The 18733-nt window shown below is 61.8% G+C and carries 23 protein-coding genes and 1 pseudogene; 20 read left to right on the top strand and 4 right to left on the bottom strand.

The genetic code is table 11. The features are described 5' to 3' along the window. Positions 1-109: 109 nt before the first annotated feature. Entirely contained in the window at positions 110-427 is a 318-nt protein-coding gene (locus tag ACODS0_RS25525; RefSeq protein WP_063459330.1) for a hypothetical protein, read from the bottom strand. A 145-nt stretch (positions 428-572) separates the two neighbouring features. Here ACODS0_RS25525 and ACODS0_RS25520 point away from each other — a divergent pair, with 145 nt between their 5' ends. From ACODS0_RS25520 to ACODS0_RS25500, 5 genes are all read left to right on the top strand, one after another. Further along, positions 573-1259 carry a heavy metal response regulator transcription factor gene (locus ACODS0_RS25520; RefSeq protein ID WP_121508520.1) on the top strand — a complete coding sequence of 229 codons (687 nt, stop codon included), beginning with the start codon at positions 573-575 and terminating at the stop codon, positions 1257-1259. Then, positions 1256-2662 (top strand): heavy metal sensor histidine kinase, encoded by a 1407-nt coding sequence (locus ACODS0_RS25515; RefSeq protein ID WP_121508521.1) that lies wholly within the window; start codon positions 1256-1258, stop codon positions 2660-2662. Before ACODS0_RS25520 ends, ACODS0_RS25515 begins: the two co-directional genes overlap by 4 nt. Then, positions 2655-3917 carry a type II restriction endonuclease gene (locus ACODS0_RS25510; protein ID WP_121508522.1) on the top strand — a complete coding sequence of 421 codons (1263 nt, stop codon included), beginning with the start codon at positions 2655-2657 and terminating at the stop codon, positions 3915-3917. Before ACODS0_RS25515 ends, ACODS0_RS25510 begins: the two co-directional genes overlap by 8 nt. A 244-nt stretch (positions 3918-4161) precedes the next feature. Next, positions 4162-4470, top strand: a complete 309-nt coding sequence (gene fliE / locus ACODS0_RS25505; RefSeq protein ID WP_056745009.1) for a flagellar hook-basal body complex protein FliE — start codon at positions 4162-4164, stop codon at positions 4468-4470. A 114-nt stretch (positions 4471-4584) separates the two neighbouring features. Further along, positions 4585-5205 carry a class I SAM-dependent methyltransferase gene (locus ACODS0_RS25500; RefSeq protein ID WP_008904064.1) on the top strand — a complete coding sequence of 207 codons (621 nt, stop codon included), beginning with the start codon at positions 4585-4587 and terminating at the stop codon, positions 5203-5205. Positions 5206-5321: 116 nt separating this feature from the next. On the opposite strand, the gene ACODS0_RS25495 is transcribed toward ACODS0_RS25500, so the two are convergent. Both ACODS0_RS25495 and ACODS0_RS25490 read right to left on the bottom strand, forming a co-directional pair. After that, positions 5322-5846, bottom strand: a complete 525-nt coding sequence (locus ACODS0_RS25495; RefSeq protein ID WP_008904063.1) for a DUF4148 domain-containing protein — start codon at positions 5844-5846, stop codon at positions 5322-5324. A gap of 96 nt (positions 5847-5942) precedes the next feature. Continuing rightward, positions 5943-6314, bottom strand: coding sequence for a hypothetical protein (locus ACODS0_RS25490; RefSeq protein ID WP_121508523.1), 372 nt, complete (start codon positions 6312-6314; stop codon positions 5943-5945). A 290-nt stretch (positions 6315-6604) separates the two neighbouring features. On the opposite strand from ACODS0_RS25490, the gene ACODS0_RS25485 reads away from it, so the two are divergent. The 4 genes and pseudogenes from ACODS0_RS25485 (at position 6605) to ACODS0_RS25470 (ending at position 9141) form a co-directional block, all read left to right on the top strand. After that, a complete protein-coding gene (locus ACODS0_RS25485) occupies positions 6605-6832 on the top strand; it encodes a hypothetical protein (RefSeq protein ID WP_147433798.1) in 228 nt (75 codons plus the stop codon). Between the two features lie 279 nt (positions 6833-7111). Beyond that, positions 7112-7522, top strand: coding sequence for a four-helix bundle copper-binding protein (locus tag ACODS0_RS25480; RefSeq protein WP_370110674.1), 411 nt, complete (start codon positions 7112-7114; stop codon positions 7520-7522). 29 nt (positions 7523-7551) lie between these two features. Beyond that, positions 7552-7965: a DUF305 domain-containing protein gene (locus tag ACODS0_RS25475; protein WP_015012977.1), complete on the top strand. Its 414-nt coding sequence runs from the start codon at positions 7552-7554 to the stop codon at positions 7963-7965. Positions 7966-8166: 201 nt separating this feature from the next. Then, positions 8167-9141: pseudogene (locus ACODS0_RS25470) on the top strand (IS5 family transposase). Positions 9142-9401: 260 nt separating this feature from the next. Here the strand turns inward: ACODS0_RS25470 and ACODS0_RS25465 are convergent. Beyond that, positions 9402-9824 (bottom strand): MerR family transcriptional regulator, encoded by a 423-nt coding sequence (locus tag ACODS0_RS25465; RefSeq protein WP_003090234.1) that lies wholly within the window; start codon positions 9822-9824, stop codon positions 9402-9404. Between the two features lie 143 nt (positions 9825-9967). Here ACODS0_RS25465 and ACODS0_RS25460 point away from each other — a divergent pair, with 143 nt between their 5' ends. From ACODS0_RS25460 to ACODS0_RS25410, 11 genes are all read left to right on the top strand, one after another. Beyond that, positions 9968-10402 carry a hypothetical protein gene (locus ACODS0_RS25460; RefSeq protein WP_079279895.1) on the top strand — a complete coding sequence of 145 codons (435 nt, stop codon included), beginning with the start codon at positions 9968-9970 and terminating at the stop codon, positions 10400-10402. Between the two features lie 154 nt (positions 10403-10556). After that, positions 10557-10958, top strand: a complete 402-nt coding sequence (locus ACODS0_RS25455; RefSeq protein WP_003090236.1) for a hypothetical protein — start codon at positions 10557-10559, stop codon at positions 10956-10958. 11 nt (positions 10959-10969) lie between these two features. Beyond that, a complete protein-coding gene (locus tag ACODS0_RS25450) occupies positions 10970-11209 on the top strand; it encodes a DUF2933 domain-containing protein (RefSeq protein ID WP_009516014.1) in 240 nt (79 codons plus the stop codon). Beyond that, entirely contained in the window at positions 11206-11856 is a 651-nt protein-coding gene (locus ACODS0_RS25445) for a methyltransferase family protein (protein ID WP_003090238.1), read from the top strand. The genes ACODS0_RS25450 and ACODS0_RS25445 overlap by 4 nt, the downstream gene beginning before the upstream one ends. Position 11857: 1 nt before the next feature. Beyond that, on the top strand, positions 11858-12016 hold the full coding sequence (locus tag ACODS0_RS25440) for a hypothetical protein (protein WP_009516017.1): 159 nt from the start codon (positions 11858-11860) through the stop codon (positions 12014-12016). Between the two features lie 10 nt (positions 12017-12026). Continuing rightward, on the top strand, positions 12027-12890 hold the full coding sequence (gene ppk2 / locus ACODS0_RS25435) for a polyphosphate kinase 2 (protein WP_003090242.1): 864 nt from the start codon (positions 12027-12029) through the stop codon (positions 12888-12890). Positions 12891-12922: 32 nt separating this feature from the next. Next, a complete protein-coding gene (locus ACODS0_RS25430) occupies positions 12923-15388 on the top strand; it encodes a heavy metal translocating P-type ATPase (RefSeq protein WP_006226038.1) in 2466 nt (821 codons plus the stop codon). Positions 15389-15401: 13 nt separating this feature from the next. Continuing rightward, the gene (locus ACODS0_RS25425; RefSeq protein WP_009516022.1) at positions 15402-16727 is read left to right on the top strand and encodes an MFS transporter; all 1326 of its coding nucleotides are present in this window, start codon (positions 15402-15404) and stop codon (positions 16725-16727) included. Further along, complete coding sequence (locus ACODS0_RS25420; protein ID WP_009516025.1) at positions 16724-17335, top strand: LemA family protein; 612 nt, start codon at positions 16724-16726, stop codon at positions 17333-17335. The genes ACODS0_RS25425 and ACODS0_RS25420 overlap by 4 nt, the downstream gene beginning before the upstream one ends. A 1-nt stretch (position 17336) precedes the next feature. Then, positions 17337-18221 carry a TPM domain-containing protein gene (locus ACODS0_RS25415; RefSeq protein ID WP_009516027.1) on the top strand — a complete coding sequence of 295 codons (885 nt, stop codon included), beginning with the start codon at positions 17337-17339 and terminating at the stop codon, positions 18219-18221. Between the two features lies 1 nt (position 18222). Then, positions 18223-18720 (top strand): TPM domain-containing protein, encoded by a 498-nt coding sequence (locus ACODS0_RS25410; RefSeq protein ID WP_003121538.1) that lies wholly within the window; start codon positions 18223-18225, stop codon positions 18718-18720. Positions 18721-18733: the final 13 nt, after the last annotated feature.

The raw sequence follows: 18733 nt of genomic DNA, 5'->3' as shown, positions 1-18733 counted from the left end.
CTCATAGCTCAATCCTCTCAGAGAAAAGAGCCTCCTCAAAACCCGGGGCGGTTCACCACTGCGGCAACAGCGATCACTAGTTTGGCGCGGGGCATGCGAAGGGTACGGATCATTGTTTGCCCCCGTGGTGTGCGTCATGGCCTTGGGCTGGTTGGCCCTGGTCCGCTGCGGGTGCGGGCTGGCGCATTTCCTTGGCATAGGCGCGCCATCCTCCAATTTCGCCCACCTTGTCGTTGGCAGCCTTCCAGGGCTGGACGGCTTGCTCTTTGTAGACCTCATAGCCCGTCAGAGCTGATCGGTACGAAAGTTGGTAGTCCACTTTCGGGGGGGCACCGTCCGGCATCTGAGCAAAGGCCAGCGAAGGCGCCAGCAGTGCAGCGGCCAGCCAGGGGATTGAGTTAAGTCGTGAAAGCCAGGAATTTCTCATAGATTCACCATGCGTTTTGATGCAACGCATTGTGTGAGTCAACGGCTTCCAAATAGATAACGTCTCAATTACATCTTTGTCATGTTCAAGAAAGGCGCAAATCTGCGGGCACACTGGCGGCCACTCGCAGCGCCAAGGAGGTCTCGTGAAGATACTGATCGTTGAGGACGAAATCAAAACCGGGGAATACCTGCGCCAAGGCTTGCGTGAAGCGGGATTCAACGCTGATCTGGTTCACAACGGTGTCGATGGCCTGCGTCTGGTTCAAGAGGAGGATTACGATCTCGTGATCCTGGATGTGATGCTTCCTCGGATGGACGGCTGGCAGGTCCTCACCAATATGCGTCGTCGAGGCCTTGAGATGCCCGTGTTATTTCTCACGGCAAAGGACCAGGTTCAGGATCGCGTCAAAGGCCTAGAGTTGGGCGCAGACGACTATCTGGTCAAGCCGTTTTCTTTTGCCGAATTGCTGGCAAGGGCACGGACCATACTGAGGCGCGGCCGCAGTGGCGCCGAGGTGACTATTCTGCAGGTGGCAGATCTTGAACTGGACCTTCTGCGGCGTCGAGTCAGCAGGTCCAGCAAACGCATCGACCTCACACCCAAGGAATTCGGGCTGCTGGAGCTGCTGATGCGTCGCCAAGGGGAGGTTTTGCCTCGCTCTCTGATCGCGTCGCAGGTGTGGGACATGAATTTCGACAGCGATTCCAACGTGGTCGAGGTGGCAATGCGCAGGCTTCGGGCCAAAATTGACGATGCCTATGACGCCAAGCTGATTCAGACGGTGCGAGGCATGGGTTATGTGCTTGAGGCACCCCAGGAGAATGTGTGATAGCTCGGTACTCGCTCACGACACGACTGACAGTCTTTTTTACGCTGGCTTCCGGGCTCGTGCTTGTTGGCCTGGGGACACTTGTTGCCATTTCCATTGACCGGCATTTTGTGGAACTGGATCGCGATGCCCTGCGCGACAAGATCCACCTCACACGTGAGGTGATAGGAAAATCCACGTCACCTGAAGACCTCAAAATGCGTCTGGACGACGTCTTGCACAGCCATGAGGGCCTTTTTGTCAGCGTTTTCCGTGACAAGGACCCGCTTTACGCGACCACGGGTTTCCAGTTTCCACAGGACCTCATCGCCCAAACCCAGAAAGCCCGCTTGGGGGTCGCATCCTGGCAGACCAATGACCGCGAGTACCGAGGGATGTCCGAATCCGTATCGATGCCGGGCGCCTCTCAAGCACCGCTCCAGATTTGGGTCGCGTTGGACATCGCACACCACAAGCATTTCATGCAAGGCCTGATTCGGGTGCTCGTGGGTTACGTGGCATTGGCAACGCTGGTGGCTGGGATCCTGGGCTGGTGGGCTGCAAAGAATGGCTTGGCGCCCCTTCGGACAATGCGGTCTCGCGCGATGGCGATCACGGCGCAGCGGCTGGACGATCGGATGCCAACTCAGGAGTTTCCGGTGGAGATGGCAGACTTGGCTACAACCCTCAACGAGATGCTCCGGCGCTTGAAAGAGGAGTTTGATCGCTTGTCCGAGTTTTCTTCGGATCTGGCCCACGAGTTGCGTACGCCGATCAACAACCTGATGACGCAGACACAGGTCACGCTCAGCCAGCCTCGCTCCTGCGGGGAGTATCAGGACATACTGGCCTCTAACGCCGAGGAGTACCAGCGTCTGGCCCGCATGGTGGCGGATATGTTGTTCCTGGCGAAAGCCGACCACGGACTCATTCTTCCCAGTACGGAAAAAATTGCTGTCCACGACGAAGCACAGGCCCTGTTTGACTTCTACGAGGCCCTTGCCGAAGAAAAGCAGGTCGGTCTGCAGCTTATTGGGGCGGCAGAGATCACTGGCGATCGGTTGATGCTGCGCCGGGCGCTGAGCAATCTCCTGTCCAACGCCATTCGCTATACCCCCCCTGGAGAACAGGTGGTCGTTGACATTCAAGGGGACGTTCACGGAACCACCGTGGATGTAGTCAACACTGGACCTTCCATCGACGCGCAGATGATCCCCCGCCTTTTCGACCGCTTCTTTCGGGCAGACAAGTCGCGCAAGCAACTGGACTCCGACGGTGCGGGCTTGGGCTTGTCTATCACCCAGGCGATTGTTCATGCGCACCGAGGCCGCATCTCTGTGAGTTCGGCCGATGGCAGGACTTGTTTTTCGATGTATTTCCCCAGTGCTCAGAACATTGGCAAGCGCCTCACAACAGATGCATGACCCCCTGGCCACCCTCATTGACTGCTGGAAGGCAGATCCCAGCAGCACCTACAACACCTGGTTCCTGTGGGATCAGCGGATCAAAAACTTCCGCTCTATTCGCCGAGGCATTGCGCAAGTGGTGGAGGACATCCGGGCGGGAACGTTTGGCAACGCCTACCGAGGATCCTCGTTAGAGACAATCGTTGGCTCCGTGGCGGAGCAGCGCCAGATCTTCAAGGGTGCGGACCACGCGTTCCTCTGGAAACCCAAGCTGCGCATTCCGGACATCTACGAGAACCCGAGCAACCAGCGCGCTTTTGCGGACCTCCTGCACACCTGCGATCACTGCGATTGCGCAGAAGACGTTGTGGCCGCCATACAGCGCATGGATGCGATTGGCATCAAAGGCCTGGGCCCAGCAGTCGCTAACTTGCTGTACTTCATCCGCCCGACACTGGTATCCCCTTTCAATACAGCCATCGTCGCCGGGTTCAACGCCGTGACCGGGGGGCGCATGAAGCTTGGGCGCTGGGACCACTATCTCTCGATGCGCGAGGGTTTGCTTCGCCTGAACGCGCAGTACCGGCTGAAACTATCGAACGATCTGGGCGCGATCGCGGGACTCATGTTTGATATAGGCAGTGGCCGATATGCCGCACCGCCTCCGGCAATGGACGCTGCAGCCGCTGCTTTGTGGCAAGAGGATCTAGAACGCGTACGTCAGGAATCCACCGCATTGCAACGGGAACTGTCCCAAGCTACCGAGAGCGATGCGACGCACACGGGTGTCCAGGCTTCGCTGCGCGACCTGGGCAAGGCCCTCGGCTTTGAGGTCTGGATAGCGTCCAACGACCGGGGCCGCGCCCATGGCGGGGGGCTGCTGGGAGATGGATGCATGGCGCAGTTGCCCGCCAGCCTGGACCGAGGACTGGAGTCTGTGCGACTGATCGATGTTGTATGGGTTGATCCCCAGACCTCGCAATTCGCCGCTGCATTCGAAGTCGAACACACCACGTCCATCTATTCGGGCATCGTCCGCATGCTCGATCTGGCCTTGGGCACGCCGGTTGCAGGCAACTGTGCGCTGTTTCTGGTGGCTCCAGACAATCGCAGAGACAAGGTCGCTGAGCAACTTCAAAGGCCTGCCTTCTCCAGGGTGTCGGAGCTTGGAATCCGGTACTTGCCTTACAGCCAGCTGGAGCAGAACCATGCTTCCATGAGCCGCTTTGGGTCCAGCATCAAGCCGCTGCTAGAGATTTCGCAGCGGCTGTGAGCCACGGTTCATCGGCGCGGCGCGGTCCCTGTGGGTTTGGCTCCTTGGGCCCAGGGGGAGGCAATCCTCGGGGATGTCGGCAAGATGAAGTTCCTGTTATCCCAAACGCAGGGATTGAGGGGCAGAGGCTTGCGTCGCAAAAGTTACAGGTCAGGCGCCATTAGCTACGATGAGCCATCACCTTGGTAGAGATCTCCGAGGCGGCACTTCGCAAATTCTTCGCCAAAACCAAGAAGCTCTCGACATGAACGTCACTACTAAGCCATTAGATGCTCTATCGCCAGTCGGCTTGTTGGGAAACTCTGTGCACAAAGCGCCGAGCATCCAGGAAGGCGGTTTTCTGGACGCGATGAAGCAGGCGCTGACAACCACCAGCCATTTGCAAAGTGAGTCGGGTCGGCTGAGTCGTGAGGTCACACTCGGCAATCCCACGGTCAGCTTGGAAGAAACGATGCTCGCCGGAGTCAAGTCGAACATTGCGTTTCAGGCTACCCTGCAAAGTCGTAACCGAATTGTTCAAGCCTACACCGATGTGATGAATATGCAGGTGTGACTTGCTCTGGGCAAAAGCCACGTAGTCGGAGCACAGATCGGCGCGGACGCTTCCCAGCGAAGTCGGCACATTCCTGCGAGAGCATAGACGCGCGTACTTTCATTGGAGATTTACATGCAGTCCAAAGATCATTGGGAGCAGGTCTACACGGCAAAGCCCACCTCTGGGGTGAGTTGGTTTCAGGAACACGCTCAGCAATCCACCCAGCTCATTCGGCAGACTTCAGTCGCCCGTGATGCGAGCATCATTGATATTGGAGGGGGTGCTTCAACTTTGGTCGATGATTTGCTTGATGAGGGGTACATGAAGGTCGCGGTTCTTGACTTGTCCGAGGCTGCTTTGTCGGCGTCACGGTCTCGACTGGGGGCGCGTGCGGACACCGTAACCTGGCTTGTGAGCGACATTACGCGCGTGGACCTTCCACGGCATGCCTACGACGTTTGGCATGACAGGGCCGTTTTTCATTTCCTTACCTCGTCGCACGAGCGGGAGGCCTACGTTCAGGCGGTTCTGCGCGCTGTCAAGCCCGGCGGTCACGTCATCGTGGCGACGTTTGCAGAAGACGGACCAGAGAGGTGCAGCGGTTTGCCCGTCATGCGCTACAGCGCCGACGGCTTGCACGCGCAATTCGGGGCCCCATTCACGCTCTTGCAGCAAGCGCGCGAAGAGCACCATACGCCACTCGGCACCGTCCAGAAGTTCATCTACTGTCTGTGCCGCAAAGAGCCGAGCTGAGGTTCGCATCGCGCCGATGCCTCCGATGCCCCTACAGACATATTTTCCTTGGGCCTATGGTTCGCTATGCAGGCGCTCTTGCCAGGCATCGACGTCCTCACGTGGACCGGACCGATTTAGAAGCGGGGAGCCTTGGTGGACTCATCCGATGTGACGGCGACGGCAGCATGCTGCGCTGCGTGGTATCGGTCCGGATAGATTTCGTTGAGTTTGCGGCCGTCTTCGCCCACAGCGACGACTTCGCCCTCGCGGATGGCACGTGCCAGCTCGCTCTTGACCTGGTCGCGTGTCTTCAGCGATTTGCTCGCCACGGTGGGATAGCGGCCTGACATCAGTTCATTGCGTTTGACCCCGAACTCGCCGGCCACCATGATGTCGCCTGTGCGGATAGCCTGCTCCAACTCGTCCCGCACTTGCTCCCGGGATTTGCCGACCTGAGTCGAAGTAGCCACGGGATAGGCGCCAGGATTGATCTGTTTGAGCGTAAGACCCGATTCGCCAAAGGCGAGCATGTCGCCGCTTCGCTGAGCCTGCGCCAATTCAGCCCGCACTTGTTCGCGCGTCTTGCTGACCGCTTGGTCCGAAGCAAATGCGGGGGCGGCGACGAGGGAAAGGACGATGAGGGTGGACTTGAGTTTCATGATGGGATTTCCTTGTTGAGTAAATGATGGTGGTTTGAGTGCAACCGCAGGCCGGTCTTGAAGGGGCACACGATTGCAGGTAGTCGTTGAGACAGCTCAGGGGAGTTGGCGGGCGTTGACCCAACCTGCCTCGCCGCCCAGGTCGCGCATGCCATCGCTGGTCACAGGGTTGCGCTTGGCGGCCTGCAACTCATCCAGAACTTGCTGGCGGGTCTTGGTGAGCTTGGGACCGGGGACGAGCGGATAGGTAGCGGGGTAGCCACGGCTGATCCAGTACAGCGAACCGTCCTTTTGAGCGGCCAGAACGGTGTTTTCGACAGCTTGGCGGCTGACCGCGTTGCCCAGGTGGTCGGGGGCCAGACTCACGCCTTCTTCCTGGCTTGGGCTTGCGTGGTACACCGAAGTGGCAAAGGACGCTGTAGCGGATGCAGCGAGGCTGGCGACGAGGATGGCGGTACGAACTTTCATGATGGTCTCCTGTGGCGCCGGATGCCCGATATGGTCCATCCAGGTGGCGTTTTTCTGCGCCACGGAGAGAAGTCTAGAAGCCGCACCCCTACGAAGCGGTGACCTTCCGATTACGATTTTGAAAGCCACAGGCCGCATGGGGGTGCGGGCATGCTCTGAAAAGCGCATGAGCGAAGGATGGACCTTCGCTCGAAGGCGATTTCCTAAGGGCCTGCACTCTTCTTGACATTCACACAGGGACAAGGTCTAAGCTGCCAGTTTAGGCAAAAGCGACGCATGGAGGTGATGCTATGACCTACAAGATTGGTGATGCCCGTCGAATGCTCAGCTACGCACTTTTGCGCGTTTTTGAGCAAGCGCGCAGGCAGCGGGAACTCGCTGTAGCCGATCTCGTGCTGTGTGCGCTTGAAGAACTTGCACGCAAAGACACCAACTGCCAGGGAACGCTTGATCGGGCGTACTTGCAATCGGTGGCTGTTGGCACGATTGTCGATGTCCCGACATCTTCATCAAGATGATTTTGCCGTACGCTTATGTTGCATTGATCACGCTCTTCATCGATGAACGTAGTGCGCTGCGCGGTCGTTGCCTCAGCAACTCAACTGTACGAGCAAACGACCGGCATGCAGATATGAATAGCAACTGGCCGTTGCGGCGACCCTTGCGCGAATGTGATGCGTAAATTACAGCCCTGAAATCTCCTCGTAATCTATGGCCCATAACGACGGCAAATCGCTCGAAAGCCGCGTCAATTGGCGATGCCAGCCTACAGCGCCGATCACCCCACGCGGCAAAAGATGGACGCTCCTCGCAGCCAACTGCGCAGGTTCCCGCTCATCTTTCGAGCTACTTATCAGGAGATTTTGATGAACCACACCCCGAACCAATACATGTCTTGCATCGAGGCTTGCCAGGAGTGCGCCACGGCCTGCCATCAGTGCTTTGCAGCTTGTCTGAAAGAAGACGACGTGAAAATGATGGCGCGCTGCATTGCCCTGGACGTCGACTGCGCAGCAGCGTGTAGCTTTGCGGCCGACGCCATGGCGCGCAATAGCGAGCATGCAGCTGCGATTTGCGCGCTGTGCGCTCAGATCTGCAAGGCCTGCGCCGATGAATGCGCCAGGCATGAGGCAGACCACTGCAAGGCCTGTGCGCAGGCTTGTCTCAAGTGCGCCCAAGAGTGCGACGCCATGGCGCGTGCGGCTTAATCCCGTTGCTTAACTCCTGGAGAGCATCTATGAAAACATTCCCAGCTTCTCACTCGCTGTCCGCCGCCGCTGTCATAGCTTGTGGCTTGTTGTCGCCTCTGGCACTGCATGCCCAGACCGCTCCCCACTCGGGCATGAAGGGCGCCGGTATGGATCAATCGATGCCTCACGGCAAGATGGACATGAAGGCAATGATGAAAGAGAACAACGACAAGATGGCATCCGTGCCAATGTCGGGCAACCCAGATGTGGATTTTGCCCAGATGATGCGGGTCCACCACCAGGGTGCGATTGACATGGCCCAGGCCCAGTTGCGGGATGGCAAGGACCCGAAAATGCTCAAGATGGCCAAGGACATCGTTGCCGCTCAGAAAAAGGAAATCGCTGAACTGGATGCATTTTTGGCCCGCAGTGGCAAGACACCTGCCGCTCCTACCAAATAGTCCTGAGTCCGATGTCGCTGCCCTGGCTCTTGGATCGTCGAAATCCAGGGCAGTGCCGTTTGGGAAGGGATCGGATGCCTGTTGCAGTCCAGGCCCTTGATTGAGGTCAAAGGTGGCGAAGGTTCTTGCTTGACACTCCCACCGTGTTAAGGCAACGCTGATTAAGGTCCACCATTGAGAGGGGTCAAACGTTATCCGCAGATGAAGCAGCAGACCTTGGCAATGGCCGCAGATCAAGACAACGGATTCGAGCATTCGCGCAAACCCACCCGACGCGAAGAGTTCTTGCGGACCATGGAGACAATAGTGCCATGGGCCGCTCTGTGCCAGGTGATAGAGCCGCACTACCCCAAAGCAGGCAACGGCCGCCCGCCCATTGGCCTTGAGCGCATGCTGCGCATCCATTTTCTTCAGCACTGGTTCAACCTGGCCGATCTGGCGTGCGAGGAGGCTCTGTATGACAGTGCCAGTCTGCGCCGCTTTGTGGGGATTGACCTGGGCCGCGAACGCGTGCCCGACGCCACCACGCTGCTGAAGTTTCGCAAACTGCTCAATGAGCAAAAACTGGGTGAAGCCCTGTTTGCCTAGGTAGGCCAGCAATTGCAGGAGCGCGGCTTCAAGGTCAACACCGGCACCATCGTGGATGCCACCATCATCGCCGCGCCCAGTTCTACCAAGAACGCCGACAAGGCGCGCGATCCCGATATGCACCAGACCCGCAAAGGCCAGCAGTGGTATTTCGGCATGAAGCTGCACATTGGCGTGGACAGCCAAAGCGGGCTGGCGCACAGCGCCGTGGTGACGGCGGCCAACGTGCATGACAAACACCCGCTGCCCGATCTGCTGCATGGCAACGAGCAGCGCGTGTACGGCGACTCGGCCTACGCCAGCCAGAAGGCTCTGATCCGGGGCAAGGCGCCCCAAGCCAAAGACTTCACCAACCAGCGCACCCGCCGTGCAGGCGAGGTGGACGAAGTTCAGCGGGCCAAGAACCGCAACAAGTCACGCATCCGCGCTCGGGTAGAGCATGTGTTCGGGGTGGTCAAGCGCCTGTGGGGATTCACCAAGGTGCGCTACCGCGGGCTGCAGAAGAACGCCACACGCGCATTCACGGCCTTGGCGCTGGCCAACATTTTCCTTGCCCGAGGGCGACTGCAGGGACAGGTGCGCCCGTAAGGGTGGAAATCGGGCCTCAAGGCCCTGCGAACGGCCCAAATGGGCGGCGCAAGAGGCCACAAAATCCAAAAAATGGCGTCTTCCGCGTTCGCGCGGGAAATTTCGAGGGCTTGTTCAGCGTAGCCCTAAGTCGGCCGTGAGATTGCTGAAAATTCATTCGGCATTTTTGTGCAGCGAACAGTCCGCACGACCATTACCAACGAAGTGCGACAGGCCTCGTTCGCTTTCCTTGGGTCTCGTCTGTTCCTCACAGCGCGCAATCATTCGGACGTATTCAAAGGCCCCATGAGCGCAGCAATGATAGGGCAAGGAAGCGCCTCTCCCGTGTCTTCGCACCTCTCCAGCATGTCTCTCAGAGCGCCTCGCATGCGCTGAAGGTCGCCAACCTTCTCATCGATCTGGTCAAGGCGCCGCCGTGTCACCGTCTGAATAGCCCGGCGATTCCGCCCATCCTCCAGATCCAAGAGCGACTTCACCTCGTCCAGCGAGAACCCAAGGCTCTGAGCGCGCTTGATGAAGCCGATCCGCTGGATCATCGAAGCGGGGTAGCGCCGGAAGCTGCCGGCGTTCTTCGGGATCGGCAACAGGCCGCGTCCCTGGTAGTAGCGGATTGTCTCCACGCCGACGCCAGCGACCTTCGCCAGCCTGCCAACCGTCATCCAATCACCCAAACCTTCGTTCATCGAGCGATCCACTGTCTATTCACGAGCAACACAGAATAACGCAGTACCGCGTAGTTGACCCTTGCCTCCATTTGATCCAAATCAATTTCCCGCAGCTCAGTTGGGAATAGGATCACAGGTGTCAATGGGTCAATAGGCCGCACATGCGCACACTTCTCAACCACCGCAGGATTCGCGCCATCGCGTGGATGGTGCTCGGGGTATGGCTGTTTGCGCTCGGGGCCGGGGTGGCCAATGCCTGCCTTCTGGAGTCTCCGCAGCAACATCGGCATGCTGTCGGGTATGAGCATGTCCCATCGTCCGGGCATGGAAATCATGAAGGCCTCCATGGTGAGCACGAAGAAGGTTCCCACGACCCGTCGAAGGCCCCGTGCCTGAAGCTCTGCGGCGACGTCAACCAGTCCGCCATTCAGAAAGCACCAACCTTCGCGTTCGACCTCGTCGGTTTGGCGCCTCCCGCCTATGGAGACCAGCTGCTGGCTCCGACGTTGGCTCTGCGAGCCATCCCATCGAGGGGTCACCAGCGACCACCTCCCAAGCGGCCGTCGTGGCTGCTGTTCGAGCGTCTCGCGCTGTAGCGCCTCCTTTGAGTTGCCGTGTCGGTCACACCCGGCGCACAACTCATAAGCCTTGACTCTGTACCCGACTACGGAGTTTTCATAGGGCTTTGTCCGCTTGCGGCGACATCGGTTTCGCCCCAATGGCAGGCACCCGCGGCTAAAGGAGAGAGAAATGAAATTCACGCATTCGATCGCGGCCATCGTGGGCGCCGCACTGGTCACCTTGTCTGCGTTCGCGCAGGACAACCATCAGGCCCATCACCCCGCAGGTGCGAGTCCGACCGCGGCCGAGACGCCAAGGGCGCCGACCACCGAGGGCATGGATGCGCAACTGAAGTCGATGCAGGCCATGCACGAACGGATGGTGGCTGCGAAGACGCCTGCGCAGCGCAAGGCGCTCATGGCCGAACACATGCAGGCCATGCGGGCTGGCATGGCGATGATGGGCGCAATGAAGGATGGAGCCGAGTCGGCGCCGACAGCTGAGCGGCAGCAAATGCTCGAAATGCGCATGGACATGTGCCAGTCCATGATGCAGATGATGATGGACCGGATGCCTGAGCCGGCGAAGTGAGGAGGACGACCATGACAACTTCTCACCGCACCGGTCCAAGGTTTTCGCGCTCGCGATGGTTCCTGGGCTTTCTGGTCTTCCTGGCCGTGAGCATCTACATGCTGCTGACGGAACACCGCGGGCACTACCTGGCCGCGCTGCCACTGGTCCTCCTAGCGACTTGCGTCATCGCTCATGTGCTGATGCATCGCCATGCCGTACCAGGCGACGGTAGCAAGGCGAATCCACCGTGCCCGGGAGAGCGCAAATGAACCACGATGCGCCCGCTTATGGGCTTTGGCTGCTCGTCCTCGTGAACTCGGCGGTCTTCATCATGTTCGCCTTCAGCTTCTTCAAACCGCAGACCTCGCGCGACTGGAGAACCTTCGGGACATTCGCAGCGTTCATTGTTGCCTTGTTCGTCGAGATGTACGGCTTTCCGCTGACGCTGTACGTGCTGTCCGGCTGGCTTCAGACCAAGTATCCCAGTCTGGACTTGCTGTCGCACAACAGCGGCCATCTCTGGTCGACCCTGCTGGGCGAGAGCGGCGACCCTCACTTCAGCCCGCTTCATATCGCAAGCTACATCTTCATCGGGGGCGGCTTCTGGCTTCTGTCGAGCGCCTGGACGGTGCTCTACCACGCGCAACGGCACGCCCAACTTGCCGTGAGCGGCCCATACGCCAGGATTCGGCACCCGCAGTATGTGGCCTTCGTGGCGATCCTTTTCGGCTTTCTGCTGCAGTGGCCGACGCTGTTGACGCTGCTGATGTTCCCCTTCCTCGTCGTGATGTATTCGAGGCTGGCAGTCAACGAGGAGAAGGACATGCGCAAGCAGTTCGGCGCCGAGTTCGACGCCTATGCCGCGCGCACGCCGCGCTTCCTTCCCTCCCTCTCGGACACGCGCCAGCGAGGCTGACATGAAGAAGACCCGCTGGCGTCAGCGCATCAATCGACCGTACCTGGCTGCAGCCTACGGACAAGGCGATGGCTGCGGCTCCAGCTCGGATGCGGACATGAGCGCCGCGCCCCGCCGGGCGTCGACACACGCAATGCTGATCGCCTGCGACCAGACCTAACGGAGAACCCATGGCAAAGAACAAGAAGGGCGCCAAAGGCGCCAAGCACAAGGCCGATGTGGACGGCACCGGCACTGCCCACGGCTCAGCGCGCGACGAGACAGCGACACGCTCGATCGGCCGCGAGGACTACGAAGCACAGTTGCACATGCTGCAGATCGAACTGGTGAAACTGCAGCGGCATTTCATCAAATGCAACGACCGTATCCTGATCCTCTTGGAGGGAAGGGACGGCGCAGGCAAGGACGGCAGCATCAAGCGGCTGGTCGAACACCTGAGTCCTCGGGAAACACGGGTCGTCGCGCTAGGAAAGCCCTCCGACCGGGATCGCACGGGCTGGTACTTCCAGCGCTACGTCCCGCACCTGCCAGTTGGCGAAGAGCTCGTGGTGTTCAACCGCAGTTGGTACAACCGTGCGGGCGTGGAACCGGTGATGGGCTTCTGTACCGCCGAGGAGCACGAGGAATTCATGAACTCAGTGCCCAAGTTCGAGGAGATGCTGGTCAACTCCGGTATCAAGCTGCTGAAGTATTACCTCGACATCGGCAAGAAGGAGCAGAGCCGCCGGCTCGGGGAACGCCGCCGTGATCCCCTCAAACAGTGGAAGTCGAGCCCGGTGGATGCCGTCGCGCTTAAGCACTGGGACGGCTATACACGGGCGCGCGACGAGATGTTCATGCGCACCCATACGGCCGCGGCGCCCTGGTCTGTCGTGCACGCCGACAACAAACGGTTGGCGAGGCTCAACCTGATCAGAGACATCCTCTCCCGGCTGCACTACGCCGGCAAGAAGCACAAGGTCATCGCTCCCGACCGGGAGATCGTCTTCGAGTTCTCGCAGGACTGCCTGGACTCGGGCCGACTCGCTCGTTGAGACCACGAACACAGCGAACAGGAAGAACAGCCATGAAGTCGATCAACGTTGAAGTCGGAGGGCTCGTATCGAGCCTGAGCGCGGAGGGAGTACGCCGCAAGCTGCTGCAGCTTCCCGGCGTCCATCATGCAGATGTCAACTATGTTGCGGGAAGCGCAACGGTCCATCTCGATGAGGGACAACTCAGTGTCGAGGATCTGCGCCAGCGCATCGCCGAATGCGGCTATCACTGCCGTGGCGAGCAGACGCCCAAGCACGTGTGCGCGCCCGCCGCTGGCGTCTCTGCCGACCCCAGCCATGCGGTGCACGGCCATCACGGCGCACCCGCACGTCAGGCGCAAGAGATGGGGCATGAGGGGCACCACGCGCATGCCCCCGCCACGGCCGCACGCGCGAAGGCTGCGGCCACGACGCCCGCCGCCCATGCTGCGCACCAGGCCCACGCAGGCGACCCTGCGATGGACGACATGATGCACGACATGGGCCACGGGTCGGGCTCGATGCAGGACATGGCTCGGGACATGCGCAATCGCTTCTTCGTGGCCCTGGTCTTCGCCATTCCCGTGTTCTTCTATTCCCCGATGGGGAAGATGTTCGGCGACTTCCAGACGCCGTTCGGGCTGGACGACAAGCTCTTTCTTTTCTTCCTCGCAAGTGCCGCGATCATCTATCCAGGTTGGCCTTTCTACGTGGCGGCGTGGCGCGCGCTGCGCAACGGCGTCGCCAACATGGCCACGTTGGTCGTGCTGTCGGTGGGCACCGGCTACCTGTTCAGCATCGGCGCGACCTTCTTCTACGAGGGTGAGGTGTTCTATGAAGCGGCATCGGTGCTGCTGGTCTTCATCCTGCTGGGGCACTGGCTGGAGATGCGCGCGCGCGCGGGCGCATCCGACGCGATTCGCGCGTTGATGGATCTCGCCCCACCCATGGCCACGGTCGTGCGCAACGGGGTGGAGACCAAGGTACCGACCGCCGAGGTTGCAGCCGGGGAACTGGTCGTGATCAAGCCCGGCGACAAGATCCCGGTGGATGGCGAGATCGTCGAGGGCGCGTCGCAAGTGGACGAGTCGATGCTGACGGGCGAGTCCATGCCGGTCAAGAAGGGCGTGGGCAGCACCGTCGTAGGCGCCAGCATCAACAAGAGCGGGAGCTTTCGCTACAAGGCCACGAAGGTCGGCGCGGACACGGCCTTGGCGCAGATTGTCAAGCTGGTCCAGGAGGCCCAGAACTCGAAGGCCCCCGGCCAGCTGCTGGCCGACCACGCATCCCAGTGGCTGGTGCTGGCGGCGATCGTGATTGGCCTGCTGACCTTCAGCGTCTGGTACTGGGTGATGGGACAGACATTACTGTTCGCACTCACCTTGACCATCACCGTGTTCGTGATCGCATGCCCTGATGCGCTGGGGCTGGCCACCCCGATGGCCATCATGGTCGGGACCGGGCTGGGCGCAATGAACGGCATTCTCTTCAAGAATGCGGCCGCATTGGAGAACGCCACCAAGTTGACGGTCGTGGTGTTCGACAAGACCGGCACCTTGACACTGGGGCAGCCCGATGTCGTCGAGATGGTGGCCGCGCCCGGTGTCGAGGAGACGCGGCTTCTGGCGACGGCCGCCGCGGTGGAGAAGTTCTCCGAGCACCCCCTCGCGCTCGCAGTGCTCAAGCGTGCGGGAGACATGCCGACGGAGGTCACCGAGAACTTCACCAACATCGATGGGCAAGGCGCACGGGCCACTATCGGGGGCGAGACGGTGCTCCTGGGCAACCGGCTGCTGATGCAGTCGGAACAGGTGGATCTGGCCCCCCTTGCCAGCGAGGCGGCGCGGCTGCAAGGCGGGGGGCGCACTGTGGTCCACGTCGCGCGCGGTGGCCGGCTGATCGGCCTCATCGCGATCGCCGATGCCGTGCGGCCGACCTCGCGCGAGACGATCGCCAAGCTGCAGGCACGCGGCGTGAAGGTCGCGATGCTGACCGGCGACAACCAGGCGACCGCCGAGCGCATCGGCAAGGAACTGGGTATCGACATCGTGCTTGCGGATGTGTTGCCCGGGCAGAAGGCCTCCAAGATCAAGGAACTGCAGCAGCAGGGTCACAAGGTCGGCATGGTCGGCGACGGCATCAACGACGCTCCGGCGCTGACGCAGGCCGACGTGGGCTTTGCGATTGGCGCGGGGACGGACGTTGCGATGGAAAGCGCCCAGGTGGTGTTGATGAAGAGTGACCCCTACGACGTGGTCGGGGCCATCGAACTGTCCCGGGCGACGCTGCGCAAGATGCACCAGAACCTCTGGTGGGCCGTGGCCTACAACGTGATCGCCTTCCCGCTGGCGGCCGGGGTGCTGTATCCGTTCACCTTGTCGCCCGAGGTCGCTGCATTGTCCATGTCGGGCAGTTCCGCGATCGTCGCGATCAATGCGCTGATGCTCAAGCGCACGCGCCTGCCGGGGATCAAGCGCGTGACGTCGCGTGCCAGTGTCCCAGCGGCCGCGTCAGCCTGAGCGGCGGGCCACCATGGTAGAGAGCCGCGCCATGCGATCACCGCGCGAATCCGGGCCCACCCGCCAGCAAGACCTCGGCGTCGCGCAGCTGGGTTGGCTCGCTGCGGCCGTATTCGTCGTCTCGGCCGGATATGGGGCACTGATGCCCTTGATCCCCGACTGGCTGCGGCCCTTGATGGGCGACGCGGATCCTGCGGCGCTTGCGCGCCATGTCGGCTACCTCAGCGGCATCTACACGGCGGGCATCCTGCTGGGTGCGCCCCTGTGGGGCATGCTGGCGGACAGGCTGGGGCGTGCCCGCGTGTTGCTGGTGGGCCTGATCGGCTACGTGGCCAGCCTGCTCCCGCTGCTGCGCCCCGAGTCCCTGGGCGTGGTCGGCATCTATGCGCTGCGCGGCGCGACGGGCTTTTTTGTGGCCGCGGTCGTGCCGGTGGTGCCGGCGCTCGTCGCGCAGTACACCCCAGAATCGATTCGCGCCAGGCGCTTTGCATGGCTGGGTGCGATGTCGCTGCTCGGGTTCCTGTTCGGCCCCGGCCTGAACGCCGCTGCAGAACGGCTTGTCGGCCTGGGCTTCTTGAGCGTGCTGGTACAGGGCTCATCGACCACGCTCGTAATCGCACTCTCGGCCGCGCTCGGCGCGCTGATGATGCTGGGCCTGGCCGCAACGCTTCCCGCACCTTCCTCCCTTGGAGAGGCGGACGCAGCCGATCACGACGGAGCACCCCGGAGCCGCTCCCTGGCGCTCTGGATTCTCAACGGTGTGGTCATGTTCGTGCTTGCCGGCTTTGAACTCGGCATCGTGCTGCAGGGCCAGCGCCACCCCGATCTCTCCTCCCGAGAGGTGTCGTTGATGTTCGCCGAGTGCAGTCTGGTGATGCTGGGCGTCAACGCGGTGCTGTTCTTCACCGGCCTGCTGGAGCGCGCCGACCCACGCCGCGTACTGGCCTGCGGCATGGTCCTGGGCATCGCCGGGCTCCTGATGCTGGCCCGCCATGGCAGCGAGATGTGGCTGTACGTCGGCGTGAGTTTCACGGCTGCGGGCACGGGTCTCGTGCTCCCCACCCTGGCCTACCTCGCTGCCGGCACCTCGGCGCGGCGGCTCGGTATCGCGATGGGAGGGCTCGCCGCGGCAGCCGGCCTCGGACAAACACTGGGATCGGCCGCCACCGGATGGCTATTCGGCGCTGTGATGCAGAGCACCTTTGCGTGGCTGTCGATTCCACTGGCCGCCACCCTCGCGCTGCTGCTCATTCCGCGGCGTTGGTGGCCAGCCAACCCCGTCCTGGTGAGCGCTTCACCGTCCCGCACTTTTCTCACTTCCACGGAAACCGAACCATGAGACTGATCCTGATGTCCCTGCTCGCAGCGCTTGCCCTGTCGCTGAGCGGATGCGGCTACAACGACTTCCAGCGGCTGGACGAGCAGACCAAGTCCGCCTGGTCCGAGGTGCTGAACCAGTACCAGCGGCGCGCCGACCTGATCCCCAACATCGTCGCGACCGTCAAGGGCGAGACCAACTTCGAGCAGGAGACGCTGACCCGGGTGGTCGAGGCCCGCGCGAAGGCGACCTCGATCCAGGCCACGCCGGAACTCGTCAACAACCCCGAGGCGTTCCAGAAGTTCCAGGCGGCACAGGGCGAACTGTCCGGCGCGCTGAGCCGGCTGCTGGTGGTGAGCGAGAACTACCCGCAACTCAAGGCGAACCAGGCTTTTCAAGACCTGCGTGCCCAACTTGAGGGCACGGAGAACCGCATCACCGTGGCGCGTGGGCGCTACGTGAAGGCGGTGCAGGATTACAACGTGCTCACGCGCAGCTTCCCGACCAACATCACGGCCAAGCTGTTCAGCTACGTCGTCAAGCCCAATTTCTCGGTCGCCGACGAGAAGGCCATGGCGGCGCCGCCACAGGTCGATTTCGGCGCCTCGGCGCCGGCGGCGCGCCCCTGACATGAGAACGCCCAGAACAGCGGTGCTCTCTCCGGCGGCCCCTCTTCGGCTGGCCCACGCTCTGGCCTGGCTGCTGCTGAGCCTGTTCCTTTCGGTCGCGTCCGCGCAGGAGTTGGTCGCCGTTCCCCCGCTGCAGGCGCGCGTCACCGATCTCACGGGAACGCTCGCCGCCGATCGTGTCGCCGCGCTGGATGCGCAGCTTCGGGCCTTCGAGCAACGCAAGGGCGTGCAGATCGCCGTGCTGATGGTCCGCTCGACGCGGCCCGAACCCGTCGAGCAGTACACCCTGCGGGTGGTAGAGCAATGGAAGCTCGGCCGTCGCAAGGTGGACGACGGCGCGTTGCTCCTGGTGGCCAAGGACGACCGCACCGTGCGCATCGAAGTCGGATACGGCATCGAGGGTGCGCTGAGCGACGTGGTATCGCGGCGCATCATCGACGAGGTGATCACGCCGCGCCTGCGCCAGGGCGATTTCGACGGCGGCATCGCCGCAGGCGCCGAACAGATCATGCGGGTGATCGATGGCGAGGCCCTGCCTGCGGCGGACCCACGGCGGCAGGGGCAGACCAACGACATCGGGCAGGCCTGGCCCTTCCTGTTCGTCGCGGCCCTGATGCTGGGCGGAGTGCTGCGCAACGCCCTCGGCCGCCTTCCAGGCTCCCTGGTCACGGCTGGCGTGCTGGGTGCCGCTGCGTGGCTGTTGGTGGGCACCTTCGCGGTGGCCGCGGTGGCTGGACTGGCGGGATTCCTCGTCACGCTGCTGGGCATCGGCATGGGTGGCCACGGCGGCCTGCACGGGCGCCACCGGGGAGGCGGCTGGCCGGGCGGAGGATTCCGCGGCGGCGGCGGCGGCTTCGGTGGCGGCGGCGCGTCAGGACGGTGGTGAGATGAACATGCAACGACTTCTTCGCCACCTTGCGACCACGGATCGCGCAGTCCGCCGCGCCTTCCCCCCGCGTGCCCTGGATGCGATCGAGCAGGCCATCCGCACGGGAGAGTTCCAGCATGGGGGCCAACTGCGCTTCGTGGTCGAGGGTGCGCTGGACGGATCGCCACTGTGGCGCAACCAATCGCCGGGCGAGCGGGCGCTGGACCTGTTCGCACGCCTGGGTGTGTGGGATACGGCGCACAACAGCGGCGTCCTGATCTACGTGCTGCTGGCCGACCGGGCCGTGGAGATCGTGGCCGATCGCGGCATCCATGCCTGTTGCGGTGCCGAAAGGTGGTCGGCTGTGTGCCAGCGCATGGAAGCCCAGTTTGCGCAGGGACGCTTCGAGGCCGGAGCCCTGGAAGGCATCGTGGCCGTCAGCCACCTGCTGGTGCAGCACTTTCCGCGGGGCGCGGACCACGGCAACGAGTTGCCGGATCGGCCGGTCCTTCTTTGAACGACAACATCCT

This window comes from Acidovorax sp. FG60, from assembly GCF_057808995.1.
The sequence above is the reverse complement of the archived record's forward strand: the minus strand, read 5'-3'. Positions and strand labels throughout refer to the sequence as shown.